A 24,632-nucleotide genomic window follows, 5' to 3' on the forward strand; every position below is an offset into this window, starting at 1 on the left:
TCTTCTGCTCAGGCCGCTTCGAACATCACTTCATAGCCACCGAACTTGCGCAAGTTGATCACGCCGCTATCGAAGATCAGATACTGTCCTTTCATCCCCATCAGGCGTCCGCCGACTCGCGACTGTTTATCGAAATTGAGCGAGACGACCTTGGTCGGATACGCCAGCACGGGGTAATCGAGTTCAAGCACATCCTGGTCTCTGATTTCACGAATTGACTGCGCCCCGAACTGCTCACGCAACTGTGCCAGGCCCGGCTCGAAATAGCGGAGCAGGTCGTCACGCTCGGCTAACAGATCGACCGGTGCATTTTGCCCCTTGAGCATGCGCTGCCACTGGGTACGGTCACTGATCTTCTCACGCAGCAACGCCTCGACCATGCCCGACTGCTGACGGCTATCCACCTCAAAAATGGGCAATGCCTGGATAGCGCCCTGATCGAGCCAACGCGTTGGCAACTGAGAGGGCTTGGTGATGCCGACCTTGAGTCCCGAGGAATTAGCCAGATAGACCACATGAGGCTGAAAGCAATGCCGCTCGCCCCACTCGGGCTCGCGACAGGTCCCCTGCGCAAAATGACAGATTTCAGGGCGCATGATGCAGGTATCACATTGGGCCAGCTTCTTGAAACATGGATAACAATAGCCTTGTGAAAAGCTCTTGTTGGTCTTGCGCCCGCAGTTCACACACAAGATACGGCCCGTGAAATTCAAATGTATTACGCGGTCGAGATAGGGATTCAAGGCAATACGCTCGGTGCCAAGCCTGAGCGTATAACTGACCGGTGCAGTCGCCTCAAGCGCCATTTTTTGCAGCGTACCCTGTGCGCTTGTTTCAGCTACGTTGATCAACTGTTGTGGCACGAATCAATTTACCCATTTGATCGGATCGCTGGCATGGTCATGCTCGCCATCCTCATCGTGGCTACCGCAGCTATGGCGATCAAGATAACCGACACGCTGCTCTTCGGGCACCTTGTGTTCGGCCTCATACTTGATCACCGTTTCGAGACACAGTTCAAGCTGCTCACTGCTCAGCATGCGGCCATCCGGCCACTTGCGTCGTTCAACGGCCAGTTTGAGGCTTTGATAGACTTCCGGCGTCATCTGCCGAATCATTTTCTCGAAGGTCATATCCGTCATGGAAGATTCCTGTCCGGCGCCCATGCGCCCTGGTTGATAACGTTCGAAATCCGATGCTTGTCTCTTGCATGCCATCTCATTGCTGTCCGGCATTGCGTCCAAACCGAGTGGCAATCAAGGCACATGCCAAACCGGTCAGCAAACCGCCCAGATGGGCCTCGTTGGCAATATTGCCATAACCGATAACATCGGCGAACGGCGTCATGCACAACACCAGCCAGATCAGCATGAAGATCATCAGCATGTGGGGAATATTGAAACCACTGGATGGGCGCAGGCGGCTAAAGAGCCATACGTAACCCAGCAAGGCATAATCAACGCCTGACATGCCGCCAAACAGCACCACACCGGTCGCATATTGCGCGAGATTAGCGATGATTCCGCTGATGACAACCAGCAAAATGAAACGCAGAGGCCCCTGCAAGGCTTCAATCTGGCGACCGAAATACCATAGCCACAGCATATTGAAAATCAGGTGCATCCAGCCGAAATGGAGCAGCATCGGCGTCAATAGACGCCAAATCTGCCCACTCGCCAAGGCCTCAGGCAAGTTTCCATAGACCAGTTGTTCGCCCTCGACGCCGATCGGCACGATGGTCATCGCAGCGAGAAAGCTATCACCTATGATGGCGGTCAGGGCGAAACAGAGAATACAAACGATAATACTGAGCGTTGTTACCGGCGCGCGTGCAAAGGCTGACCTGAGCACACCTGGCGAACGGGCGATTGGCCCTTCTGGCTGGAGGCTCTCCCCGCGCTGCCAGCGCGCTACGAGTTCAAGCGCTTGGGCCTCCTGTGCATCGCTGAGCACAATGATCAGCTGGCCTTCGTCATCATCGGTAAAATGATGCCCAATCCGATGCGCCCAGAGTGCCTGTCGAAGGGGAGATAAATCGAGATCGTGTGGAAAACGTAGTGCCTTGGGCATAGATAATCCTTGTCCTGCAAAACGGCAAGCACCGTATCCTTGCACTCATCCATCAAGCAACGGATTGCTTACAAAACAGACGCACAAAGAAAAGTCCGGCGGAAGGCCGCCGGACAAGAGCAAGGGATCATTCAAGGGAACACTTACTCAGACGGCAACCCTTTTCAAAAGTTCCTACAAAAGATCAAATTCTCTAAAATTTTTTTGCGACTGCTCATCAGGCATCACACGTACCCACACAAATCGGTCAGCATCGAGCCTGCTTTCGCCATCCCAACGATAGGCTACCAGCCGGCCATACTTCACCGCACTATAGTCAAGACAGGCAATATTGGGCACCGGCAATGCGGGTATGCCTTCACACCAGTAATGGCCAATAAACAGTGGTGGCTCATCCAAGCCGTAATAGCTCAGCTGTGAGCGCTCATGCGCAGATAATGCACGCGCTTCGAGATCATCGGGCAGGCTGTCGGGTTGAAAGACCACATCACCATAGGTCAGTGGATGCTGCGCCCAGAAATGGGCGCGAAATGCATGGCGCGTAAACCCGTCGCTTGAGCGAATGACGACGCCCTCAGGCAGCGTGACCTGCACGCCGCGGGTAAGCCTGTCCATCACGCGATGCGCGAAGGAGCCCTTGCTGGCGGAGGATTTCAGGAACGCATAGTCAATCCGGCCGTCAGGGTAACGTTCCAGAAAGGGCCTGATCAGCGCCTCGTCCCAGCAGGCATGCACGACACGCAGACCATCCCGCTCAAGACATAGCGGCATGGTCATGAACCAGTCCAGATAGTCTTCCCACTCTTCGGGCCGCTGCTGAAATTGATCCAGCGTTTCCTTGATCACCCGATGATTGCGTGGCGTATGGGGACGCAGCCATTCACTGTCATCGTCATCGGATTCGGCACGATGAAAATAGCTCAGCGCGTTATGCTCATGATTCCCCATCACGATCAGGGCCTGATCGGCTTCTACCATACGCCGTGCGATCGCCAGCGCCTGCCGGACATGAGGCCCGCGATCAATAAGATCGCCAAGAAAAATCACCTTACGGCGTGGATGACAATAGATGCCATCGCACTGCGTGTAGCCCATTTTTTCCAGCAGCACCGCGAGTGTCGCCCCGCACCCGTGCACATCACCGATCAAATCGTAGCCGTCAAGGCCACTGGCAAGTGTCATGTTTCGAGCCCTCCTCAATCTCCCATCCGACTGCTCCACCCCAACTTGCTGCGGCAGGTCTCGAAGTAGTTGTGGCCAAGAGGATGAAAGAGTGTCAGGCGCTGTGCCTTGCGGCGAATGATCAGTACATCGCCCGGCTTCGACACAATCTGTGTTTGACCATCGCCGCTGACATGCGGATCGGCTTCATTGGCATCACCGATATGAATGCGGATCTCGCTGGCAGCGTCGATAACGAGTGGGCGGCTCGACAGCGTATGCGGGAACATCGGCACCAGCACCATCGCCTCCAGCTTGGGGTGCAGAATCGGCCCGCCACCGGACAGCGCATAAGCGGTCGAGCCAGTTGGCGTGGCGACAATCAGCCCATCAGAGCGCTGGCTATAGACAAACTGGTTCTGAATGAACAGCTCGAACTCGATCATTCTCGCCACCTTGCCGGGATGAGTGACGATATCATTCAAGGCATCTGCAGTACCGACCAGCTCACCATCGCGGTAGACTTCAGCTTCAAGGAGAAAACGCTGCTCGCTTTCATAGTTGCCATCGAGCACTTCACCCACTCGCGTTTCGACCTCATCGGGCGAGATATCGGTCAAAAACCCCAGACGCCCGCGATTAACACCCAGTACGGGCGTTCCGGTTCGGCACATTGTCCGTGCCGCGCCGAGCAAGCTACCATCACCGCCGACGACAATCACCAGATCGCTGCGCTCGGCTAATGCCTCGCGCTCTGCTAGGGGAAGGCCATGATCGGACAGCGCCGCTGCCAGGCTTTCATCAATGATGACATCCAACTGGCGCTCGCCGAGAAAGCGAATCAGCCGCTCCAGCGTATCGATGACCTTGGCGCTACCCAACCGGCCAATCAAACCGATCGTCTTGAATTGCTCCATGCGCTTTTCCAAAATCCTGCGTGGGCCCGCATTATGCGGACTTAATGATATCGAGGGCAAACACGAGCATGACCGGCATCTCCATCGACCTCGAGCGCTACCGGCACCCACTGGTGCGCGATCTCGCCTGGTTGCTCAATGCTCCGGCGCTGATCAAGACACGCTACCGTGGCCGCCCCACCGCATACGAGCTTGGCCTGAGCGAACCTACCGCCTGGCTCGATACGCTGGAAAGCGATCCGCTGATGATCGAAGATACCTTGTCAAATAGCCTTAACCGGCGGCTGGGGCATTACCACGAACAATTATGGCACGTGCTACTTTCTCAAGCCCCCGGCAGTACACTACTGACGCATAACCTAGCGGTTTACGATGGCAAACGTACCTTGGGCGAGCTGGATATTCTCTATCGGGAAGGTAAGGACGCCCTGCCGACGCATCTCGAAGTCGCGATCAAATTTTATCTTGGCCTACCGCACGGCCCCGGTCCAGCCACCGCCCAAAGCCGCTGGATTGGTGCTGGCGGTATCGACAGCCTCGCGCTCAAGCATGTTCATTTGCTTGATCATCAGTTGCCGATGCTCAGGCACGACTATCTTCAACCAGCACTGAGTGACTATATTGCTGGAGACAGGAACGGGGACGAAAAAAGTGACAGGCCAGATTTGCCGCATCAACGTCTGGCGTTACTGGGCGTCTTGTTCTATCCATGGTCCTCCCCTCCGTCAAACCCGTCAGCAGACATCGCCGCACCGCAGGGCGCCACAGCTCATCACCTTCGTGGCGACTGGCTGCCTTGGCACGCATGGCCTGCCTATCGCAGTCATAAACGCATTCGCCGCGCCGTGAGGATGAACAAACCCCATTGGCTGGCCCTACCTCGACGTGAAAATCTTATCGATGTCGGTGCCTTCGAAGATGAGCTCAAGGCTCATTTCGCCGCCGCTGACTTTCCCGTGCAGATCGCCATTGAAGATGAGCATCAGCGCATGGCCCGGGCCATGATAGTGGCCGACCGCTGGCCAAGCGTTGTCCCCTTGCCTCCCCGGCGTCGCCCTCGGCGCCGGTCACTACATGATGATTGATACGAGAATGCGTCAGATGCCCCTTGACCCTGTAGTTAGCTTTAGGGTTTAAGCTGTGGTCATATTTGGCAGTTCTGGAAATTCGACATGCTTAAAATCGGTGAACTGGCCAGCTACAGCGGCGTGAGTGTTGAAACGCTTCGCTACTATGAGCGCCAGGGCTTGCTGCCCGCACCTCAGCGCGCCGATAACGGTTATCGGCTCTATCCGGCCAGTAACGTCGGGCGGGTTGCCTTTATCCTGCGGGCCAAGACTGTCGGCTTCACACTTGATGAAATTCGAGAGCTGTTGTCGCTTGAAGGTGAACGCGACACGCATACCTGCGCTGAAGTTAAACGCTTTGCCGAGGCCAAGCGCCGTGACATTGAACAGCGCATGCATGAACTCCAGCTGATGCACGATACGCTCTCGCAGTTAACGCAGACCTGCTGTGGCGGTCCGTATTCGGCTGCGCACTGCTCCATTCTTACCGCCTTCGCCGAAGGCGAAACTCGCCCGGAAACGACTCATGACCATGTTGATTGATTTCGGCCGTGCCTTCTTGTCGCTATGGCTGGATGCCGCCTTCTGGTTGCTACTTGGCCTTATGATTGCGGGCGCACTGCATAGTTTCGTATCCAGTGCTCAGCTAGCGCGCCATCTTGGTGGCCGTGGGTTTATGCCAAGCATCAAGGCTGCACTGCTCGGTGCGCCTTTACCATTATGCTCATGTGGCGTTATTCCTGCCGCGGTGGGACTACGCCGAGCCGGTGCCTCCAGGAGTGCAACAACCTCTTTTCTGGTCTCAACGCCGGAAACAGGGGTGGATTCGATCGCCATATCCTATGCCCTGCTGGGCCCGTTTCTTACCATTATCCGCATTGCTGCCGCGCTGTGTTCTGCCTTGAGTGCCGCTGCATTGACGCTGTGGTGGGCCAAGGATGAAACGGTCCAGAAAGAGGAGCCCGCAGCGAACAAGGCAAATGCCAGCGTAGCGACATGGTCCCCAACCACAAGTTCAACGTGCGCTACCTCCTCGACCGCTCAATCAAAGGGCTCATCGTGCTGCGGCTCGACTCAGCTGACAACTTCCTGCTGTGGTGAGTCTTCATCAGCAGCATCCTGCGGTAGCCCAGCAAAAGCGACGTCATCATGTTGCAGTTCAAAAGGCTCATCGGCGTCTGCTTCGTCTTGTTGCTCCAGTAACGCAGACACCGCATCTGTAGGCACGGCACCGTCAGTATTCTCACGCGCTCGGCGCGGGCTTCGTTTTGCCTATGATGATCTGTTTGCCGATATTGCACTCTGGCTCATCGTAGGGATTGCCTTTTCCGCGCTGGTCGTCGCTTTCGTGCCTGATGATTTCCTTGCCCGCATCAGCCATGGCTGGGCTGCCATGCTGGTCATGGTACTCATTGGCGTGCCGATGTATATCTGCGCCTCGGCGTCTACGCCTCTTGCCGCCGGCTTATTGTTGGCAGGCGTGTCTCCAGGCGCAGTACTGGTCTTTTTACTGGCGGGACCAGCAACCAATATCGCCACGCTCGGCATTGTCCGTCGGGAATTGGGCACGCGTACGCTATGTGCTTATCTGACCGGTGTCATTGGTGTCGCCGTCGCGTTCGGTTATCTGACCAATATGCTTGTTTCGCTGTGGTCTATTGATCTTCGTGCTGAGCTGGCCGCCAGCGAGACGCTGATTCCCGCCTGGCTGACAATTGGCGCTGGTATCGTGCTGGCCGTAATGACGCTTGGCGTACTCATTCAACAGCTGCGCCAGCGCATCGCAAACCGCGCTCCAGCCAAGGAGTGCGGCTGCTGCTAATCATTTCACCCAAGATGAAGAGGGTAATCACGTCAGCCGGGCATAAGCCCCGTAACGGCGTGTCCACCACTCATTAAGCACCAGGGCGAAAATGATGATAGCGCTGCTCAATGCCAGGCGTGGCAGGTCGGCATCGTGGTTCCAGATCAGCAGATTGACAGCAAGCCCAGCCGGCTTGAGCATATCGTTCATGATGGCCAGGGTACCGGCATCTACCTTGCAGGCCCCCTGATTCCAGAAGTAATAACCCAGCCCCGAGGCAACAATTCCCAGCCACAGCAGCACGCCCCACTGCAGCGGTGTGGTAGCGGGCTTGCTGAAGTCACCAAACAGTAGATAAGCCGGCACGACGACGATCAAGGCGCCGATATAAAACCAGCCGAAGATATTGAAAGGAGAGGCCTCCAGCTTGACCTTCGCCATTAGACGACGATAGGCCACCTGACCGATAGCGAAGCATATATTCGAGCCCTGCACCATCCAGAATCCTTTCCAGAAGTTTTCATTAACGCCTTGATAGTTAAGCACCATGGCGCCAAACACGGCAATCGAGGCCGTCAGTAGATGAAAGGGCGAAAAGCGCCCTACCAGCGCATCATTGATCAAGGTGATGTAGATGGGCGTGAATACCGTGAAAAGCAAAATTTCCGGCACGGTCAGAATCAGAAACGATTCATAATAAGAGATATACATCAGACCGATCTGCACTGCGCCAATCGCCATCAGCGCCAGCCTGATACGGCCCGGTATAAGACTAGGACGAAGAAATGGCAGAAAGAGCAGGCAGGCAAGCGCGATACGCGTCAGTACCGAGAAGTAGCTATCAACCTGGCCGGCCAAGTAGACGCCGATCAGGCTGAAGGAAAACGACCACAGTAACGTGACGCCGATTAAATAACCCATTATTAGTCAACCAAGAAGAGAATTTAAGTTGACCGCGATTATACGGCTAAGGACGCTGTTGTTAACCATCCAGCGTTTTTATTTTCTTTCCGCGCCAGAAGATGGCTCTAAAACTGACTGGGCCGGGCGTGGCGAAGGTAGTGTCAGAATCGAACATGACGGTGACATCGTACGCTTTTATGAAAGCGGTCATTTTGCACTGCAAAGTGCGCAACCCAGTCAAACCATACCGTTCAGTAATGTTTATCGCTGGTCATTTTTTGCCGACCGCGTCTCATTGCATCATGAGCGACGCGGAGCCGATGCGGCAGTATGGTTATTCGATCTTGTTACTAGTGATAACGATGGCGATGTACTTATCAGCGATCAGGCCCACGTCTGTGTTGATGACCTGTATGCAGCGCGGCTGACCATAGATAGCGATGGCTTTCATCTTGATTGGACCATTACCGGGCCGCGTAAAAATGAACGATTGCATTACCGCTATCTAGCGGCATCCACTACTAGCGAACAGTCATAAAAAAACCCGGCTGGTCAGCCGGGTTTTCTGAAAAGAGTATCTTCCGATGATCAATATTTTGCGATCACCCAGATAGCGTGGATGATGCCTGGAATATAGCCAAACAGCGTCAATACGATGTTGATCCAGAAATGCTTATTGGCAATCCCTACCTGCATCAGCACGCCCACCGGCGGCAAGAGAATAGCCAAAATAATACGAATAATATCCATGTAAACCTCCTTGTTTATTAACTCTAGATGCTTGGTAGTGCACTACCGCACAATATCAGTCTTTACGCGTGGCTGAAGTTTTTCCATGAGCGTCGGCATTGAACTTTTGCTCCAACGAACCGCTCTCTCCTCCAAGCCTAGCATGATATTGCTCCCAGTCTTCCCAGTCATGAGGCGTCCCTGAACGCGGCCGCTCATGACCAGCGTTGCGAGCACGTTGCCATGCTTTCTCTTCCAGCGTATTCGGTTTGTCTTCTTCCTTGTCGAGATAGATCCCCTGCTTGGCCAGGTAATCACGTGCATTCATGCCAAACCCTCCTCGACGGTGATGTCCTAACAACTCATATTAGGGCAAAAATGCCGTCTTCAATGCGGACAGCATTTATTAAATAGTTAAAGCAGGCAGAGACATTTGATCACTTCTTCCTACTTTCATTCTAGAGTATAGATTTCCAACGCTGTTTAACCACCCCAACCATACCTCACAACGAAAACAGGCAGGTCAATAACGACACAAGACCATCTCGTTTACCGGCAATAAAAAAGCCGCCCAACGTGGAGCGGCCTATAAGGAACAGTAAACCAAGACGCGCACTTCAGCGACTGAAGAAGAACGTCTTGCTACCTCTGACAGGACAAAGTGCTGTTAGTTTCCTGTAAGTACAAAAAAACTTATTCTTAAGTTTAACGCAAGGAAGATGATACGACTGCTTGCCATGATTCAGACACCCTTCTATGATGGGCGTCGTCGAGCGGGTATAGCTCAGTTGGTAGAGCATCAGCTTCCCAAGCTGAGGGTCGAGGGTTCGAATCCCTTTGCCCGCTCCATTTCTCCTTATTCATCAGCATCTTACAGAGCTGATGTTTTGATCTTCCTCTACAGCCCTTCTCACGTGACCAACACGTGACGCTCCGGTCTTATCCACATTGTCCTGAATAGCACTCTGCTTGATGTGTGAGTATCGTTCTGTTGTCCGCATCGACAAGTGATTGAGTGCCTTGCTTACCAACGTGAGCGGCAAATCGCTGTGAACAAGCCAGGATGCAAAGCTGTGTCACCGATCATGCTTTCTGAAATCGGTAATACCGGCTTCCTTCTTCACTGGAGCAAAAGACCTCTTCACATCCTGCACACACTTGCCATTTTTCCGGCAGAACTCCCACGGCGGATTCAGGGCAGTATTGATATTTGTATGACCGCCTTCCTTCCAAAGCTTCTATCACTGCCTCGTTTAGTCAGACGACAAGAACCTTTTGCGACTTATTGGTACCGCGCCCTTTCACAATCAGATTGCGACGTTTCATATCGATTTCGTCCCACTTGATCATCGTCATGTCGCACGTCCGCGCCATAGAGACAAAACATCCACCTTCAGAGGCCGAGAAGAAAGAAGTGGAAGCTCCAACACACGAAGAGGCCGAAGCAACCGTTGCGTCTATCTAGCAATTCAGGCAGCGGAAGAAAAATAGCTCTTTTCTCGTCCGAGCAGTCTAGCAAAGAAGCGATGGAAAACTGGTCTTAATTACGCCTTTGCCTATACATTTTAGAGAGTAACATCAAGTTACCAAATGTGAGGTAACGGCATGGATTCGATTTATTTCGGTATTACAGTGGCGATTTTTTTCATTCCAACCATCGTCGCAAACGCGAGAGGAAAGCGTAATACGGCGGCGATCGGGCTGCTGAACTTCTTCCTTGGATGGACTCTTATCGGCTGGATTATTGCACTAGTATGGGCATGCACAGGAGAGGATAAAGAAAAGCGCAGCGCAGCCGAAGTCGCGGCTATCTAATGGAGTCGGCTATTCGAAAGATAACCTAGCGCATGCATCTTAGTAGATTGCATAGAGGCCCTAACCTGCCACCGAGGCGGTTTTTCTTTAGGTGGCTTACTCTTCAGCATGTAATGGGAGCCTTAATCGCTGTCCGAATGCAGAAAAGCTAAAGAATCTAATAGTTGGTCGATCACCTTGGTTATGTCAGGCCTCATCTCTGGCAAATGTAAGCGTTCTCTTACGGTCAATGCCACAGTGGAGCGCCACCAAGGCTAAGAGCGGCGATAAGCCATCCTATCACTTCGATCACGCCAAGTTCATAACGGCTGCACAGGCACATCTAACCCTTTCAATGGCTGATGCTCGAGCTTCAGCGTGCCATAGAGGCAACATACTCACTTCCAGCTCACTTTCAGAAGATAAGAAGAAGGAAGTGGAAGTGAAAACAATCGGTACCATCGAACTTTCAGTGATATATGAAGTGATGATGGGGATGCCAATAACCCTACCGAGACGGACTGTGTATTAGCCTCCTAATACCTAATCAGAGTTCTTTGATAAATTCTCTCAAAAGCTTGATAAATCAGCTAAAAGTTATGACTTTCATCAATGGACATACGAAATTTATTAGCATAATTTGATACTAATGCCTGCCAGATAATTAGATCTTTATAGCTAGGAACGAAGAGCAAATCTCATCCAGAAGATAACTATGAAGATCAGCGCACGCAATGTATTTCGCGGTACCGTTCGACACGTATAGCCCGGGGCGGTTAATGCCGAGGTGACTCTTGAGCTTCCCGGTGGGCAGCCGCTGGTGGCCATCGTGACCATGGAAAGTGTTCGACAGCTGGGGATCGTCGAAGGTGGCGAAGCGATTGCGCTGATCAAGGCACCTTGGGTAATGGTGATGACTGAGGACAGCGGCATTCGTCTGTCGGCACGCAACTGCCTGAAGGGCACGGTAAAAACCGTTCAGGATGGTGCGGTCAACTCTGAGGTGGTCATTGCTCTGGGCGGTGACAGCGAAATCAAGGCCATGATCACCCGGAAAGCCGTCAATGAACTGGGCGTGCACGTGGGTGCTGAGGCTACGGCGGTGGTCAAGGCCTCGCATGTGGTGCTGGGCGTTTCGAGCTAATGCAGCGCCTGATCTAAGCCCTATCAAACCTCGCTTCGGCGGGGTTTTTATTTTTGTGCGGTCAAATAATTACTTCTCCAGATATAAAAAAGCCGACCAATCATGGCCGACTTAAATATGCATCAAACCTACTCAGGGCATCGAGACGATCAGGCAAACGTATTGATACGGGTACCGACAGCGCCCTCTGTGGCCAACTGCGCCGTGGGCGATACCGAGGCCATCAATTGGGTGACTTGATCCGCCTGGGCATCCATGGACATCTTCAATACCTTCGTTTGTGCGCTGGCAATAGTCTGAGCTTGCTGCATGGCCAATGCTTCACTGACCGTACCATTGACGGTTAAATCCATGATGACTCTCCCTTCGATACATTGAATTTTTAACCCCAACGGTGTGTATCGGCATTCACGTGTACAGCTTTAACATTCAAAAAAGAAGTCGTGCCACTAGATAAAAAAGGCCGCGCATTGCGCGGCCCTGAATATACTCGCAGCTATTAGGTAATTATTTCATTTCGCTCATACCGCGTCTTGCGCCACCTCATCCAGCTCGGCGAGCAATGCTTTACGCCGTTCATCGCTGATAAATGATGCCTCGATAGCGTTGCGGGTCAGTTGAATCCAGGTCTCATTCGGCCAATTGAAAGCGTTCTGAACGGCCGTGAAGTTCGCTCCCATATAACCACCAAAGTAAGCCGGATCATCGGAGTGGAGCGTGACACACAGTCCAGCCTCGATCAGCTTCGGCAGCGGATGGTCTTCCATCCGTTCGACAACTTTAAGATAGACATTCGATAGCGGGCAGACCGTTAGCGGAATACGTTTTTTTGCGAGTTCAGCAACAACAGACTCATCTTCAAGGCAACGCACCCCATGATCGATACGCTCAGCATGGAGCAGGTCAAGCGCCTCCTTTATATAGGCTGCCGGTCCTTCTTCACCTGCATGCGCAACGCGATGCAGGCCAAGCTCGCCAGCTCGTGCGAATACGCGTTCGAACTTTGAAGGCGGGTTGCCACGTTCAGCGGAATCAAGCCCAACGCCGATAAAATGCTCGCGAAACGGTAACGCGGCTTCAAGCGTCTCGATTGCGCTCTCTTCTGACTGATCACGCAGGAAGCTGAGGATAATGGCACTGGTGATCCCCAACTCAGTTTCGGCACGCTGACGAGCACGGTTGAGTCCTTCGAACTGGACATCAAGTGAAACACCACGCGCCAGATGTGCCTGTGGATCGAAGAAGAACTCACTATGCCGTACATTATCGGCGTGGGAGCGCTGGAAATAGGCCCAAGCCAGATCAAAGAAATCATCGGCCGTGCGTAGCACATTCATGCCTTGATAGTAAAGATTGAGAAACGATTGCAGATCCTGAAAATCGTAGGCGCGGCGCACCTCATCCACGTCGCTGTAGGGCAGCTCGATACCGTTACGTTCAGCCAAGGCAAACATCATTTCCGGTTGAAGCGAGCCCTCAATGTGAAGATGAAGCTCGATCTTGGGAAGACGCGTTAGAAAGTCATGCATGGGATTTCCAAAATATTGTTCGGTTTTAAATAAAGTTCGACATCATGCCGTGACACGAACATTTTTGCACTGACAAGGCTTCAGTCAATGATTCATAGCAAGCCGCATTTGCCCATCTTGATTATGTGACTGCCGTTTTTTTACAAAGCGCTATGCCCTTGAAAACGTTATAAACTTTAGTCTAAGAGACTAAAGGAGCCGTTGACCCTTTGCAGGCCACTCCTTACTTTCCGCTTCAAAGGCGAATGTAGCCAAGTTACTGAAAAATAAAGCTTACTTAACTGTAAGGTTTATTTACGCGAATAAATTTAGTGACCCGCAGAGGAATGAAAATGCGCGCCAAGACCTCCCTTAGTCTCATTGCAGCAACGGCCCTTACGTTAAGTGCCAGCGTTGCGCTTGCCTTCCAACCTTCCGGCAAGATCGACTGCCTCGCACCCTCTGACCCGGGCGGTGGCTGGGATTTCACCTGCCGTAGCGTTGGGCGGGTACTGGAACAGCAGGATATGGTCCCCGCCAGTGTGCAGACCACCAACATGGCGGGTGCAGGCGGCGGCGTAGCGTTTGCTCATACTGTCAGCAAGCGCAAAAACGATGAGCAACTGATCGTTGCAGCCAGTACTGCCACCACGACCCGCCTGGCGCAGAAACAGTTTCCCGGCATGAATGCTGACATGGTCAAGTGGGCCGCAGCACTGGGCGCGGATTACGGCATCATCGCCGTCGGTAAGGACTCGCCCTATAGCACCCTTGATGAGTTAATCGCCGCGCTGAAGGAAAATCCCGGCTCGGTGTCGTTTGCCGGCGGCAGTGCGCTTGGCGGTTGGGATCACCTCAAGGTGCTCCAGGTAGCCAAGGCAGCCGACATCGACAACCTGCGCAAGATCAAGTACCTCTCCTACAACAACGGCGGTGAGGCAATTACCCAGGTTATGGGCGGCCATGTCGCTGCGTTTACCGGGGATGTTTCCGAATCGATGGGCTTTATCCAGTCCGGCGACCTGAAAGTGCTGGCCGTGCTGTCAGATGAACGTCTACCAGGGGAGCTCGCCGACCTGCCGACCGCCAAGGAGCAGGGTATCAACACCGTAGCGCCCAACTGGCGCGGGTTTTATGTGCCTAGCGGCGTATCCGATGATGTTTATGGCTGGTGGGTAAAGACGCTTGATCAAGTCTATGAGACCGATGCCTGGAAACAGATCATGACGCAAAATGGCTTGATGCCGTTTCACAAGTCCGGTCAGGAATTTACCGATTACGTTCATCAGCAGGTCGATGACATTCATAGCCTGTCTCAGGAAATCGGACTGGTGAAATGATCATGACGTTCAATGATCGTATCTTTGGCATTCTGATGCTCCTGCTGGCGGTCGCGTACGGCTGGCAGGCCCAGCAGTTTCCTGAGCCGTTCGGCGGTGCCGAAGCGATAGGCCCTGAAACCTTTCCTACTGTGCTCGCCATAGTGCTTGGCTTGACCAGCCTTTATCTGATCGTCCGTCCCGACCCCGATAACGGCTGGCCATGGGGCAAGACGATGATCGAGATCGTGGTCGCCATCGTGGCGCTGATCATCTATACCCTGATGCTCGAGCCTGTCGGCTTCATTATTGCCACGACACTCATGGTAGGCGTGCTGTGCTGGCGCATGGGCGCCAAGCTGCTTCCCGCCTTCCTGACCGGGCTCATCAGCGCGATCGTGACATTCGTGCTGTTCAACTATGGGCTTGAGCTGACATTGCCGCTGGGCGTGCTGGAGTTTTAACGCATGGATACCCTTAATTATCTGATGCAGGGCTTCGGGGTTGCGTTGACGCCCATGAACCTGCTGCTCGCTCTCATCGGCTGCTTTCTCGGCACGCTGATTGGTGCTCTGCCCGGCCTTGGCCCGGCCAACGGCGTGGCCATCCTGATTCCGCTCGCCTTTACGTTGGGACTACCGCCCGAATCGGCCCTGATCATGCTGACAGCGGTCTACTCAGGCGCCATGTATGGCGGGCGTATCTCCTCGATTCTGCTCAACATTCCTGGTGATGAGCCGGCGATGATGACCTGTCTCGACGGTTATCCCATGGCGCAGCAGGGCAAGGCTGCCGAGGCGCTGGCGATATCCGCTGTGGCCTCGTTCATTGGCAGTCTGGTGGCCTGTATCGGTCTTATTCTGTTGGCGCCGGCATTGGCTAAATTTGCGCTGACCTTTGGCCCGGCCGATTACTTCGCCCTGTTCGTGCTCGCCTTTGCCACGTTAGGCGGCATTACCGGCAAGAATCCGATGAAAACGCTGCTCGCCGCAGCACTGGGTTTGATGATGTCAACGATCGGCATCGACATCTCGACCGGCAATCAACGCTATACCTTCGATATTCTCGAACTCTACGAAGGCATTGATTTCATTATTGCCATTGTGGGCCTGTTCGCTATCTCCGAACTTCTGTTTTTCATCGAACGTCGTATCAGCGATGGCGATGAGACCATCAAGGTCAACAAGCTGAAGATCAAATGGAAGGAGATCCTAGCGATCATCCCCACTAGTCTGCGCGGTGGCGTGGTTGGTTTTGTTGCCGGCGTTCTGCCGGGAGCAGGGGCATCGCTGGGCAGTTTCCTGAGCTACACGATCGAAAAGCGTATGCTCGGCTCGAAGAATCGTTTCGGTGAAGGCGATCCCAAGGGCGTTGCCGCACCGGAATCGGGCAACAACGGGGCTGCCAATGGTGCGCTGGTACCGATGCTGACCCTGGGTATCCCGGGCAGTGGTACCACAGCCGTACTGCTCGCCATGCTGGTATCACTGAACATCACGCCGGGACCGCTGATGTTTCAACAGCATGCCGAAATTGTCTGGGGTGTTATCGCTGCCCTGCTGGTCGGCAATTTCCTGCTGCTGCTGTTGAACATTCCAATGGTGGGTATCTTCGTCAAGCTGTTGTCGGTGCCGCCGAAGTACCTGATGCCGATCGTCACGCTGGTCGCTATCGTCGGGATCTATTCGATCAGTCACTCGGCCTTCGACCTGTACTTCATGATCTTCTTTGGTGTGTTGGGTTACATCCTGCGCAAGATCGAGATTCCACTGGTACCGGTCATCCTTGGCCTACTGCTTGGGCCAGAAATGGAGAAGAATCTGCGTCACGCGATGATGCTCTCCGATGGTGACTGGGCAGTGCTGTGGAGCAGCTGGCTATCAATTGCCATCTGGGCAATCGCCATCATTGGCCTGATTACCCCCTACATCGTGGGCCCCATGTTGCGCCGCCGTATGCGCGTAAAGACAGCCGATGAAGTGACTGAAGATTAATATCTAAATTCCTGAACGACCTGCGCCCGCTATCAAGCGGGCGCTTTTTTTGGCTGTATTGCCCAAGCCTGCAAAGAAATCCTGCAAAAAATAGAAATAACTGTACGTAGATATAAAAGCCCCCTATCTCAATGCTGATCAGTATTCTGCGTAACCCTTGAACAATATTTTTTATGCGTAGTGATCTTCTTTTTAGCGGAGCTGCCTCATACACTATTGCCTTCCCCGTTACATGAGACTTCCTGTTTGGCTACCTCCTTCGAAGGGCCGTGTCGCATCTCGACATCGTTAACCTTCCTTACGGTGACTGCGCCCTTGAGTGGTAACGCCACCGCGGTGATCCATCATGTTTGAATGGATAATGGACCCCACCGTCTGGGCTGGCTTGTTGACCCTGATCGTTCTCGAAGTCGTGCTCGGCATCGACAACCTGATTTTCATCGCCATCCTCGCCGACAAGCTACCGCCAGAACAGCGGGATCGCGCCCGCGTGCTCGGCTTGACGCTGGCGCTCGGCATGCGCCTTATCCTGCTGGCGAGTATCTCCTGGCTGATCAACCTCACACAGCCGCTCTTCGCCCTGTTTGGCCATGCTGTCAGCGTCCGTGATCTTATTCTGATTCTTGGCGGTTTCTTTTTACTTTATAAAGCGACCAGCGAGTTACACGAACATCTCGATGCCGGATCGGCGCATGGCAATCAGCAGCAAAACGGCTATAGCGCCTTTGGCATTGTGATCGCACAGATTGTTGCCCTCGATGCGGTATTTTCCATCGATTCAGTGATTACCGCCGTCGGCATGGTCGATCACCTGGCGGTCATGATGGTGGCCGTGATCATTGCCGTGGGCCTGATGCTACTCGCCAGCAAGCCCTTGACCCGATTTGTCAGTAGTCAGCCGACGATCATTCTGCTGTGTCTGGGCTTTCTCTTGATGATCGGCTTTAGCCTGGTAGCCGAAGGCTTCGGCATTCATATCCCCAAAGGATATCTTTACGGTGCGATCGGATTCTCGATTATGATCGAGGCACTGCAAGAGCTAAGACGACGCAACTATCGTAAGGAGCAGAACCGGACCGGCAGTCGACGCACCCGCACAGCCGAAGCGATCATGCGGCTGATCGGTGGTTCGGGCATTACGCTGAGCACCTCTCGTCAGGCTAACGTGAGCGGCCCCCACCATGACCCGGCGGTGCTATTTGATCCCGCCGAACGGCGCATGATCCAAGGTGTATTGTCACTTGCAGACAAACCGATCACGGCGATCATGACCCAGCGCCGTGAAATCGACTATCTCGACATTGATCATTCATACGAACAGCAGGTGGCCACTCTGCTCGGTACGGAGCATTCCCGGCTGATTGTCATTCGTGATGGGCAAACCGATGCGCCGCTGGGCATGGTGGAGAAAAAGAGTCTGCTTGAAGCACTGTTAAAACAGCAGACATTAGACATTCAAGCTCTCATTCGGCATCCGCTGGTGCTGCTCGAAAACGTATCGGTTGTCGATGCCGTCGAGCAGTTTCGGGTCTCACGTGCCTCTCTGGCCTTCGTGGTTGACGAGTTCGGCACGCTCGAAGGTATTGCAACGAAGAGCGATATCCTTGAGGAAATCGCCGGAGAGCTGCCCGAACCAGGTGAAATTACCGCACCAAGTATCCGCGCTGTCGGTGAAGGCTGCTTCGATATCGATGCCAGTGAAGATATCATTGACGTTAACCAATCACTGCCCGAGCCCCTGCCACCAGGGCGTGATTACACTACGCTTGCCGGGCTGGTACTCGACCGGCTTGAAAGCCTGCCTTACATCGGGGCCAGTGTTGAAATCCCACCGTGGCGGCTTGAAGTGCGTGATGTTGAGCGCCATCGCATCAAGCGTGTAAGGCTGTTGCTTCAGCAGGGTAAAAACGATTCGGTACAACTCTGAATCAGGCTATCCCCCGTCAGACAACCACGTTGATGGGGATAGAGATACGGCGGGTCCAGATTCGACGAAAGAACCGCCATGCTATACTCGCCGACCATTCATCAAACAGGCACATCATGGCGATCTATCTTCTGACCTTCATTGTTTGCCTTGTAGTTTGCGGTTTCACCATCGCTGCGCTTTTATTGTCGCGTACGCCGCGTTATCGCACTGAAGCCAAGGATATGCTGACCCTGCTTGATGGCGTCCTTGCGAGGCAGATCAATGAAAACCAGTGGAATATGGTTATCGGCTATCCGATTCGTCATGATCCGTATCTGGAAAATATCCGGCGCCGCTGTCAGCACATCATGGAAGAATACGGTACGCCGTGGATGTACGAACGCAACAAGAAGCTGCTTTCAGACCAGGGGCTGGAGGAATTGGCCGCAATACGCGATCATCTCGCTGCCCGTCAGGCACTCAAGGCACGCTCCTGATGCGCTGAGCGGGGCCAAGACAATAACGATGTTTGATTCAGGAGATGCCCATGTCCTCATCTCTCACTAGTGCTATTCGTTTGACGCCCCTCGATAACGTCTGCTGTCATCATGCCCACGATCATCATCAGCTTGTGATCGGCTTGACGGGACAGGCTGAGTTCGAGATCGATGGGCAGTGCGGCATGTTATCAGTGCGTGGCGGCTGCTTCGTGCCCGCCGGCAGCGAACATTTCTATGAAGGCATTGGTGAAAACCGGCAATTGATTATCGACCTGCCTGATGATGCACCCGCCCTATCAGGGCTGTATCGTCACCATGTGCGGCTGTTCGACCAGCCTGGCTATTTCGAACTGGACGACAATCTTTGCCAGTATCTGCAGTTCATGGTGCTTGAACTCAGTCGGGAAAACCTCTGCTCGGCGTCGAGTGATCTGCTCGCCACCACCTTACTTAATGGTTTACACAATCGATTGCATGAGCGCCTCACATCCTCCAGCTCACGCCTCGACATTGCCATGCTCGATGCTTATATCGAGGCCCACCTCGACGCCCCGCTTTGCGTTGACGATCTTGCACGCAAAGCCTGCTTAAGCAGCGCCCATTTCAGTGAAGTGTTCCGCCAGCAGACGGGGTTGTCCCCCTATCAATACGTGCTGCGCAAACGTCTGGACGCAGCGCAGCAGTTGCTTGAGAGTACCTCGCTGCCCTTGATTACCATCGCTGAACGTACCGGCTTCGCCAATCAAAGCGCGCTTTCGCATGCCTTTCGCCGACACCTCGGTCACCCACCAAGCGCCTTACGTCAGCCAGCGAGAATGCTGCATTTCGCCTAGCGGTTATTTCACTACATCCGCCGTTTTGACATGTAATCCCGTATTTTTGACAAGACGGCGGTAAAGGCTTCGCTCTACATTCGCATTACTTGCCTCGCCTAGCGCGGCATATTGACTCATCTTCACGAACACGACCTATAAAAAGTCTCAATTACTTAATCGTCTGTGCCTACACACAGCGGTGAGTGTTCGTGGCGGGCTGCGAAGGGAAAGCCAATCATGTTGAAACACGAGCAAATGCTGGACGCCGCCACATGGCAGCGCGATCTCGATACACAATTCAAAACCCTCAGTGAACATTACATCGTCGATGAAAACGCCTACGTCGGCGAGCTAGTCAAATTGCTTGATGTCGACAAACGCGATTTCAAGCGTATTGGCGAGAAAGCAGCCGAACTGGTACGTGAAGTACGCGCTATGGATACCGCCGTCGACAGTATCGATGAGCTGCTGCAGCAGTACAGCCTTGATACTCAGGAAGGGGTGCTGCTGATGTGCTTGGCGGAAGCGCTGCTGCGCATCCCCGACAAGGCCACAGCCGATGCGCTGATCGAGGATAAGCTTGGCGTTGCTGACTGGAAAGCGCACCTCGGTAAGAGCGAGTCATGGTTCGTTAACGCCTCGACCTGGGGGCTTTTAACCACCGGGCGCGTGATCAAGCTTGATCATCCTCGCGACGGCAAACCGGCCAACTTCATCAACCGCCTGGTCAACCGTATGGGTGAGCCGGTGATCCGCAGTGCGATGATGCAGGCGATGAAGATCATGGGCCGTCAGTTCGTGCTTGGCCGTGATATGAACGAGGCCCTCAAGCGCTCTAAGCCCCTGTTCGACAAGGGCTACACCTATTCCTACGATATGCTCGGCGAGGCAGCGTTGACGCGTGAAGACGCCAAGCGCTACTTCAATGACTATGCCCGTGCAATCGAAAATGTCGGTGAAACCAGCCAGCGTTTAGCCGCCACTACCCCGGCGCCCTCAATCTCGATCAAATTGTCAGCATTGCATCCACGCTACGAGTTCGCCCGTCGGGAGCAGGTGCTCGACGAGCTGGTCGGCGTGGTGCGTGAATTAGTCAAAATGGCGCGCGAGCGTGACGTGGCATTGACCATCGATGCCGAGGAAGTTGACCGCCTTGAGCTATCGCTTGAAGTATTCAAGGCCATTTACGAGGCCGAGGAATCCCGTGGCTGGGGTAAGTTCGGCCTGGTCATTCAAGCCTATTCCAAAAGAGCATTGCCTGCGCTGCAATGGCTGACCAAGGTAGCCGACCAGCAAGGCGATGCCATTCCGGTCCGCCTGGTCAAGGGCGCCTACTGGGATACCGAGATCAAGGAGTCACAGCAGCTCGGTGTCGACGGCTATCCAGTATTTACTCGCAAGGCATGTACTGACGTCTCCTACCTGGTTTGTGCCACCTACCTGCTCTCTGATAATACCCGGGGACGGATTTTCCCGCAGTTCGCCACGCACAACGCACATACCATCAGTGCGATCGTAGAGATTGCTGCCGAGAAGAACCGCCCCTTCGAGTACCAGCGCCTGCATGGCATGGGAGAGGCGCTCTACGAAGCAGCCCTGCCACGTACGCCCAAGGGTACCTATTGCCGCATTTATGCCCCGGTCGGCGCTCATAAGGACTTGCTACCCTATCTGGTACGCCGCCTGCTCGAAAACGGCGCCAACTCATCGTTCGTTCACCAACTGGTCGATCCACGTGTTCCGGTCGAGACGCTATGCGTTCATCCCGTCGAGACGCTAAATCAGTATGCGAGTTACGCCAACGCCAATATTCCCATACCGGTTGATATCTACGGCGCGCAGCGCAAGAACTCGAAGGGGATCAACTTGAACATTCGCAGCCAGTACCAGCCCCTCATCGACGATATGAACCGCTTCATGACGACCAGCTACCATGCCAAACCGCTGGTCGCCTTCGAGATCGCCGATGACGAGGCACTGACTCAGCAGGTGGTCAGCCCTTACGATCATAGCCAACACGTCGGCACTGTTCAGTGGGCCAGCAAGGAACAGGCTCAACGCGCCATTGATGTGGCTTGGAACGCATTCCCACGCTGGAGCACGACTCCCGCCGATGAACGCGCCACTATCCTTGATCGCTTTGCCGATCTAATGGAAACCCATATCGCCGAGTTGATGGCATTATGTTCACGTGAAGGTGGCAAGCAACTCACCGATGGCATCGCCGAGGTGCGTGAAGCGGTCGACTTCTGCCGCTACTATGCAGCCCGGGCGCGTGAACTGTTCAGCGCGCCGACGCCATTGCCCGGCCCCACCGGTGAATCCAACGAACTTGAGCTACAAGGCCGTGGTGTATTCGCCACCATCAGCCCCTGGAACTTCCCGGTCGCGATCTTCTGTGGCCAGACTGTCGCCGCCGCTGTTGCCGGCAATACCGTGCTCGCCAAGCCAGCCGAACAGACCTCGCTGGTCGCTCATCGCGTTGTCGAGTTGATGTATGAAGCTGGCATGCCGCGTGATGTGGTGCAGTTGCTGCCCGGCGATGGCCCTACTGTCGGCTCGGTGCTGTCTTCTGACAGCCGCATTGCCGGCGTTGCGTTTACCGGTTCGACCCATACCGCGCAAATCATTAACCGATCTCTCGCTAATCGTGACAACGCGCCATTGCCGACACTGATTGCCGAAACCGGTGGCCTCAATGCGATGATCGTCGACTCCACCGCGCTGCCCGAGCAGGTAGTCGCCGATGTAGTCGAGTCTTCCTATCAAAGTGCCGGTCAGCGCTGTTCAGCCTTGCGTGTGCTTTACGTTCAAGAAGACGTTGCCGAACGCGTGCTTGAAACACTCAAAGGGGCAATGGCCGAGCTTCGCATTGGCGACCCAACCGATTTAGCCACCGATGTCGGCCCTGTCATCGACGAAGAAGCACGCAAGAACCTGCAGGCGCACATCGATAAGCTCACCCAAGCCGGCAGTCTGATCTATCAGACACCTGTTGATGAAAAAACGATGCGGCAAGGTACCTTCGTCGCGCCGACCGCGTTCAAGGTCGATGGCATCGAAGCACTCGAAACCGAGCAGTTCGGCCCGATCCTGCATGTCGCCACCTTCAAGAGCAGCGAGATCGATCGTCTGATCGACACCATCAATATTAAAGGCTACGGGCTGACGTTCGGCATCCATAGCCGCAACGAATCATTCTCACGCCATGTCGCCGAGCGTATTAGAGTTGGCAATGTTTATGTCAATCGCAATATCATCGGCGCGGTGGTGGGTGTACAGCCGTTCGGTGGTCAAGGGTTCTCCGGAACGGGGCCCAAAGCAGGCGGGCCGCACTATCTGTTACGCTTTATCACCGAGAAGACTCGTACCATCAATACGGCCGCACTTGGCGGCAATGCGTCCCTGCTCGCGCTCGGCGATTGAGTGAGGCTGCGACAACATTCGAGTTGAATGTCATCAGCGGGAGCGCCGTCTTATGACGGCGCTCGACAATAAGAAACTGAAGGAACATGACAATGGTTGAGAACAGCCTTTCTATCGGCATCACGTTCGCGCTCTATCTGTTGCTTATGCTGGGCATCGGCCTGTATGCCTGGAAACGCACCAGTGATCTTTCCGACTATATTCTTGGTGGGCGCTCGCTAGGGCCCTGGACCTCAGCCATTTCGGCCGGTGCCTCAGACATGTCCGGCTGGCTACTGCTGGGTCTACCCGGCGCGGCGTATATCAGCGGTTTATCGGCCGCCTGGATCGGCATCGGTCTGCTGGCCGGGACGTGGCTGAACTGGCTGATCGTTGCGCGCCGGCTGCGTGTCTATAGCTTCGTTGCCAGCAACTCGCTGACACTGCCGGAATTCTTTGAGCACCGCTTTCGCGATAATTCACATACCATTCGCGTCATTTCAGCGCTGTTCATCTTGTTGTTCTTCCTGTTTTACACCAGCTCAGGCTTGGTCGCCGGCGCTAAGTTATTCAATACCGTATTCGGACTCGACTACACTACCGCCCTGACCATCGGCACGTTAGCGATCATTTCCTACACTTTCTTCGGTGGCTTTCTCGCAGTCTCGTGGACCGATCTGATTCAGGGCCTGATGATGGCCGCAGCGCTGGTCATCGTACCGATCGTAGCCATGAGCGAAATGGGCATATCCACTACCTTCGCCCGCGTTCAGGCGGAAAATCCATTGCTGCTCGAATGGTTCCGTGACGCGGCCACGGGTGAGCGCCTGACTTGGATTGCCATTGTCAGCTCATTGGCATGGGGGCTGGGTTACTTTGGTCAGCCACACATTCTGGCACGCTTCTCTGCAATACGAAGCCCCGATGATATTCCTACGGCACGTCGTATTGCCGTCATCTGGTCAGCTCTCGGACTCGTTAGTGCCGTGGCTATCGGTTTCACTGGGCTTGTGTACATGCCGGGTGTACTTGAAGATAGCGAAACCGTGTTCATGGCGATGGTCAATGCCATTTTCCATCCGCTGGTCGCAGGCATCCTTCTGGCCGCGATTCTTGCCGCCGTCATGTCGACAGCTGACTCGCAGCTGCTGGTTTCCTCATCGGCGCTAGCTGATGATTTCTATAAAGCAATCTTCCGCAAACAAGCCTCGCAGAAGGAACTGATGTGGGTGGGCCGCATTTCTGTTGTCCTGATTGCCGCCATTGCCTATAGCCTTGCACTCGACCCTGATTCAAGCGTGCTCAATCTTGTTTCCTACGCTTGGGCCGGTTTCGGCGCTGCATTCGGTCCGGCTCTGATCATGTCGCTCTTCTGGCGCCGCATGAACCGCTGGGGCGCGCTGGCAGGCATTGTTGTCGGCGGCGTGACAGTCGTTATCTGGGCACAGATTTCCGGCGGAATTTTTGATCTTTACGAAATTGTACCCGGCGTGATCTTCTCCTATCTCGCTATAGTGATAGTGAGCTTGGTGAGCGGCGAGCCTCAACCGGAAGTTACCGCTGAATTCGATAGCATCGAATAAAACCGGTAGC

The 24,632-nt window shown here is 54.2% G+C and carries 24 protein-coding genes, 1 tRNA gene and 1 pseudogene; 16 read left to right on the forward strand and 10 right to left on the reverse strand.

The window, feature by feature from the left end; all coding sequences use genetic code 11:
- Nucleotides 1–8: 8 nt before the first annotated feature.
- The 5 genes from C3Z11_RS07170 to C3Z11_RS07190 all read right to left on the reverse strand — a co-directional run bounded on the left by C3Z11_RS07170 (nt 9) and on the right by C3Z11_RS07190 (nt 4,148).
- On the reverse strand, nt 9–806 hold the full coding sequence (locus tag C3Z11_RS07170; protein ID WP_106477751.1) for a DUF2797 domain-containing protein: 798 nt from the start codon (nt 804–806) through the stop codon (nt 9–11).
- A 60-nt stretch (nt 807–866) separates the two neighbouring features.
- Nucleotides 867–1,142, reverse strand: a complete 276-nt coding sequence (locus C3Z11_RS07175) for a YeaC family protein (RefSeq protein ID WP_106477262.1) — start codon at nt 1,140–1,142, stop codon at nt 867–869.
- Nucleotides 1,143–1,218: 76 nt separating this feature from the next.
- Complete coding sequence (locus C3Z11_RS07180) at nt 1,219–2,070, reverse strand: rhomboid family intramembrane serine protease (RefSeq protein WP_106477263.1); 852 nt, start codon at nt 2,068–2,070, stop codon at nt 1,219–1,221.
- A gap of 174 nt (nt 2,071–2,244) precedes the next feature.
- Nucleotides 2,245–3,252 carry a metallophosphoesterase gene (locus tag C3Z11_RS07185; RefSeq protein WP_106477264.1) on the reverse strand — a complete coding sequence of 336 codons (1,008 nt, stop codon included), beginning with the start codon at nt 3,250–3,252 and terminating at the stop codon, nt 2,245–2,247.
- A gap of 14 nt (nt 3,253–3,266) precedes the next feature.
- Nucleotides 3,267–4,148 (reverse strand): NAD(+) kinase, encoded by an 882-nt coding sequence (locus tag C3Z11_RS07190; protein ID WP_106477265.1) that lies wholly within the window; start codon nt 4,146–4,148, stop codon nt 3,267–3,269.
- A gap of 68 nt (nt 4,149–4,216) precedes the next feature.
- On the opposite strand from C3Z11_RS07190, the gene C3Z11_RS07195 reads away from it, so the two are divergent.
- From C3Z11_RS07195 to C3Z11_RS07205, 3 genes are all read left to right on the forward strand, one after another.
- On the forward strand, nt 4,217–5,233 hold the full coding sequence (locus C3Z11_RS07195) for a DUF1853 family protein (protein WP_158700942.1): 1,017 nt from the start codon (nt 4,217–4,219) through the stop codon (nt 5,231–5,233).
- An 87-nt stretch (nt 5,234–5,320) separates the two neighbouring features.
- Entirely contained in the window at nt 5,321–5,758 is a 438-nt protein-coding gene (zntR, locus tag C3Z11_RS07200) for a Zn(2+)-responsive transcriptional regulator (protein WP_106477267.1), read from the forward strand.
- On the forward strand, nt 5,742–7,037 hold the full coding sequence (locus tag C3Z11_RS07205) for an SO_0444 family Cu/Zn efflux transporter (RefSeq protein WP_262927286.1): 1,296 nt from the start codon (nt 5,742–5,744) through the stop codon (nt 7,035–7,037). The genes zntR and C3Z11_RS07205 overlap by 17 nt, the downstream gene beginning before the upstream one ends.
- A 27-nt stretch (nt 7,038–7,064) precedes the next feature.
- Here C3Z11_RS07205 and C3Z11_RS07210 read toward each other — a convergent pair whose 3' ends face one another.
- A complete protein-coding gene (locus C3Z11_RS07210) occupies nt 7,065–7,940 on the reverse strand; it encodes a DMT family transporter (protein WP_106477268.1) in 876 nt (291 codons plus the stop codon).
- Nucleotides 7,941–7,968: 28 nt separating this feature from the next.
- On the opposite strand from C3Z11_RS07210, the gene C3Z11_RS07215 reads away from it, so the two are divergent.
- Nucleotides 7,969–8,460 (forward strand): DUF6314 family protein, encoded by a 492-nt coding sequence (locus C3Z11_RS07215; RefSeq protein WP_158700943.1) that lies wholly within the window; start codon nt 7,969–7,971, stop codon nt 8,458–8,460.
- A gap of 50 nt (nt 8,461–8,510) precedes the next feature.
- Here C3Z11_RS07215 and C3Z11_RS07220 read toward each other — a convergent pair whose 3' ends face one another.
- Complete coding sequence (locus tag C3Z11_RS07220) at nt 8,511–8,672, reverse strand: YqaE/Pmp3 family membrane protein (protein WP_106477270.1); 162 nt, start codon at nt 8,670–8,672, stop codon at nt 8,511–8,513.
- 55 nt (nt 8,673–8,727) lie between these two features.
- Entirely contained in the window at nt 8,728–8,979 is a 252-nt protein-coding gene (locus tag C3Z11_RS07225) for a hypothetical protein (protein ID WP_106477271.1), read from the reverse strand.
- A gap of 445 nt (nt 8,980–9,424) precedes the next feature.
- Here C3Z11_RS07225 and C3Z11_RS07230 point away from each other — a divergent pair.
- The 4 genes and pseudogenes from C3Z11_RS07230 (at nt 9,425) to C3Z11_RS17015 (ending at nt 11,589) form a co-directional block, all read left to right on the forward strand.
- Nucleotides 9,425–9,500: transfer RNA gene (locus C3Z11_RS07230), tRNA-Gly, on the forward strand.
- A gap of 756 nt (nt 9,501–10,256) precedes the next feature.
- Nucleotides 10,257–10,466, forward strand: a complete 210-nt coding sequence (locus C3Z11_RS07235; protein ID WP_106477272.1) for a superinfection immunity protein — start codon at nt 10,257–10,259, stop codon at nt 10,464–10,466.
- Between the two features lie 760 nt (nt 10,467–11,226).
- Nucleotides 11,227–11,355 (forward strand): annotated as a pseudogene (locus C3Z11_RS17010) (TOBE domain-containing protein); the annotation flags it as partial.
- On the forward strand, nt 11,335–11,589 hold the full coding sequence (locus tag C3Z11_RS17015; RefSeq protein WP_394810203.1) for a TOBE domain-containing protein: 255 nt from the start codon (nt 11,335–11,337) through the stop codon (nt 11,587–11,589). The pseudogene C3Z11_RS17010 and the gene C3Z11_RS17015, both read left to right, overlap by 21 nt.
- A gap of 149 nt (nt 11,590–11,738) precedes the next feature.
- On the opposite strand, the gene C3Z11_RS07245 is transcribed toward C3Z11_RS17015, so the two are convergent.
- Together C3Z11_RS07245 and C3Z11_RS07250 are read right to left on the reverse strand one after the other, a co-directional pair.
- The gene (locus tag C3Z11_RS07245) at nt 11,739–11,942 is read right to left on the reverse strand and encodes a putative motility protein (RefSeq protein ID WP_106477273.1); all 204 of its coding nucleotides are present in this window, start codon (nt 11,940–11,942) and stop codon (nt 11,739–11,741) included.
- Between the two features lie 168 nt (nt 11,943–12,110).
- Nucleotides 12,111–13,118 carry an adenosine deaminase gene (locus C3Z11_RS07250; RefSeq protein ID WP_106477274.1) on the reverse strand — a complete coding sequence of 336 codons (1,008 nt, stop codon included), beginning with the start codon at nt 13,116–13,118 and terminating at the stop codon, nt 12,111–12,113.
- 332 nt (nt 13,119–13,450) lie between these two features.
- Here C3Z11_RS07250 and C3Z11_RS07255 point away from each other — a divergent pair, with 332 nt between their 5' ends.
- From C3Z11_RS07255 to putP, 8 genes are all read left to right on the forward strand, one after another.
- Nucleotides 13,451–14,437 (forward strand): Bug family tripartite tricarboxylate transporter substrate binding protein, encoded by a 987-nt coding sequence (locus C3Z11_RS07255; RefSeq protein ID WP_106477275.1) that lies wholly within the window; start codon nt 13,451–13,453, stop codon nt 14,435–14,437.
- 2 nt (nt 14,438–14,439) lie between these two features.
- Nucleotides 14,440–14,880, forward strand: coding sequence for a tripartite tricarboxylate transporter TctB family protein (locus tag C3Z11_RS07260; protein WP_106477753.1), 441 nt, complete (start codon nt 14,440–14,442; stop codon nt 14,878–14,880).
- A 3-nt stretch (nt 14,881–14,883) separates the two neighbouring features.
- Nucleotides 14,884–16,410 (forward strand): tripartite tricarboxylate transporter permease, encoded by a 1,527-nt coding sequence (locus tag C3Z11_RS07265; protein WP_106477276.1) that lies wholly within the window; start codon nt 14,884–14,886, stop codon nt 16,408–16,410.
- A gap of 346 nt (nt 16,411–16,756) precedes the next feature.
- Nucleotides 16,757–18,337, forward strand: a complete 1,581-nt coding sequence (locus C3Z11_RS17255) for a TerC family protein (RefSeq protein ID WP_106477277.1) — start codon at nt 16,757–16,759, stop codon at nt 18,335–18,337.
- Between the two features lie 116 nt (nt 18,338–18,453).
- A complete protein-coding gene (locus C3Z11_RS07275) occupies nt 18,454–18,816 on the forward strand; it encodes a hypothetical protein (protein WP_106477278.1) in 363 nt (120 codons plus the stop codon).
- A 50-nt stretch (nt 18,817–18,866) separates the two neighbouring features.
- Nucleotides 18,867–19,652: a helix-turn-helix domain-containing protein gene (locus tag C3Z11_RS07280; protein ID WP_106477279.1), complete on the forward strand. Its 786-nt coding sequence runs from the start codon at nt 18,867–18,869 to the stop codon at nt 19,650–19,652.
- Between the two features lie 219 nt (nt 19,653–19,871).
- The gene (gene putA / locus C3Z11_RS07285) at nt 19,872–23,060 is read left to right on the forward strand and encodes a bifunctional proline dehydrogenase/L-glutamate gamma-semialdehyde dehydrogenase PutA (RefSeq protein WP_106477280.1); all 3,189 of its coding nucleotides are present in this window, start codon (nt 19,872–19,874) and stop codon (nt 23,058–23,060) included.
- A gap of 92 nt (nt 23,061–23,152) precedes the next feature.
- On the forward strand, nt 23,153–24,622 hold the full coding sequence (putP, locus tag C3Z11_RS07290) for a sodium/proline symporter PutP (protein ID WP_106477281.1): 1,470 nt from the start codon (nt 23,153–23,155) through the stop codon (nt 24,620–24,622).
- Nucleotides 24,623–24,632 lie beyond the last annotated feature (10 nt).

The organism is Phytohalomonas tamaricis, from assembly GCF_003012345.1.
GTDB classification, from domain to species: Bacteria; Pseudomonadota; Gammaproteobacteria; order Pseudomonadales; family Halomonadaceae; genus Phytohalomonas; species Phytohalomonas tamaricis.

Bases quoted from the DNA above. Each gene is read 5' to 3' on its own strand.
- C3Z11_RS07170 (WP_106477751.1), bottom strand. From the start codon at position 806: ATGGCGCTTGAGGCGACTGCACCGGTCAGTTATACGCTCAGGCTTGGC.
- C3Z11_RS07175 (WP_106477262.1), bottom strand. From the start codon at position 1,142: ATGACGGATATGACCTTCGAGAAAATGATTCGGCAGATGACGCCGGAA.
- C3Z11_RS07180 (WP_106477263.1), bottom strand. From the start codon at position 2,070: ATGCCCAAGGCACTACGTTTTCCACACGATCTCGATTTATCTCCCCTT.
- C3Z11_RS07185 (WP_106477264.1), bottom strand. From the start codon at position 3,252: ATGACACTTGCCAGTGGCCTTGACGGCTACGATTTGATCGGTGATGTG.
- C3Z11_RS07190 (WP_106477265.1), bottom strand. From the start codon at position 4,148: ATGGAGCAATTCAAGACGATCGGTTTGATTGGCCGGTTGGGTAGCGCC.
- C3Z11_RS07195 (WP_158700942.1), top strand. From the start codon at position 4,217: ATGACCGGCATCTCCATCGACCTCGAGCGCTACCGGCACCCACTGGTG.
- zntR (WP_106477267.1), top strand. From the start codon at position 5,321: ATGCTTAAAATCGGTGAACTGGCCAGCTACAGCGGCGTGAGTGTTGAA.
- C3Z11_RS07205 (WP_262927286.1), top strand. From the start codon at position 5,742: ATGACCATGTTGATTGATTTCGGCCGTGCCTTCTTGTCGCTATGGCTG.
- C3Z11_RS07210 (WP_106477268.1), bottom strand. From the start codon at position 7,940: ATGGGTTATTTAATCGGCGTCACGTTACTGTGGTCGTTTTCCTTCAGC.
- C3Z11_RS07220 (WP_106477270.1), bottom strand. From the start codon at position 8,672: ATGGATATTATTCGTATTATTTTGGCTATTCTCTTGCCGCCGGTGGGC.
- C3Z11_RS07225 (WP_106477271.1), bottom strand. From the start codon at position 8,979: ATGAATGCACGTGATTACCTGGCCAAGCAGGGGATCTATCTCGACAAG.
- C3Z11_RS07235 (WP_106477272.1), top strand. From the start codon at position 10,257: ATGGATTCGATTTATTTCGGTATTACAGTGGCGATTTTTTTCATTCCA.
- C3Z11_RS07245 (WP_106477273.1), bottom strand. From the start codon at position 11,942: ATGGATTTAACCGTCAATGGTACGGTCAGTGAAGCATTGGCCATGCAG.
- C3Z11_RS07250 (WP_106477274.1), bottom strand. From the start codon at position 13,118: ATGCATGACTTTCTAACGCGTCTTCCCAAGATCGAGCTTCATCTTCAC.
- C3Z11_RS07255 (WP_106477275.1), top strand. From the start codon at position 13,451: ATGCGCGCCAAGACCTCCCTTAGTCTCATTGCAGCAACGGCCCTTACG.
- C3Z11_RS07260 (WP_106477753.1), top strand. From the start codon at position 14,440: ATGACGTTCAATGATCGTATCTTTGGCATTCTGATGCTCCTGCTGGCG.
- C3Z11_RS07265 (WP_106477276.1), top strand. From the start codon at position 14,884: ATGGATACCCTTAATTATCTGATGCAGGGCTTCGGGGTTGCGTTGACG.
- C3Z11_RS17255 (WP_106477277.1), top strand. From the start codon at position 16,757: ATGTTTGAATGGATAATGGACCCCACCGTCTGGGCTGGCTTGTTGACC.
- C3Z11_RS07275 (WP_106477278.1), top strand. From the start codon at position 18,454: ATGGCGATCTATCTTCTGACCTTCATTGTTTGCCTTGTAGTTTGCGGT.
- C3Z11_RS07280 (WP_106477279.1), top strand. From the start codon at position 18,867: ATGTCCTCATCTCTCACTAGTGCTATTCGTTTGACGCCCCTCGATAAC.
- putA (WP_106477280.1), top strand. From the start codon at position 19,872: ATGTTGAAACACGAGCAAATGCTGGACGCCGCCACATGGCAGCGCGAT.
- putP (WP_106477281.1), top strand. From the start codon at position 23,153: ATGGTTGAGAACAGCCTTTCTATCGGCATCACGTTCGCGCTCTATCTG.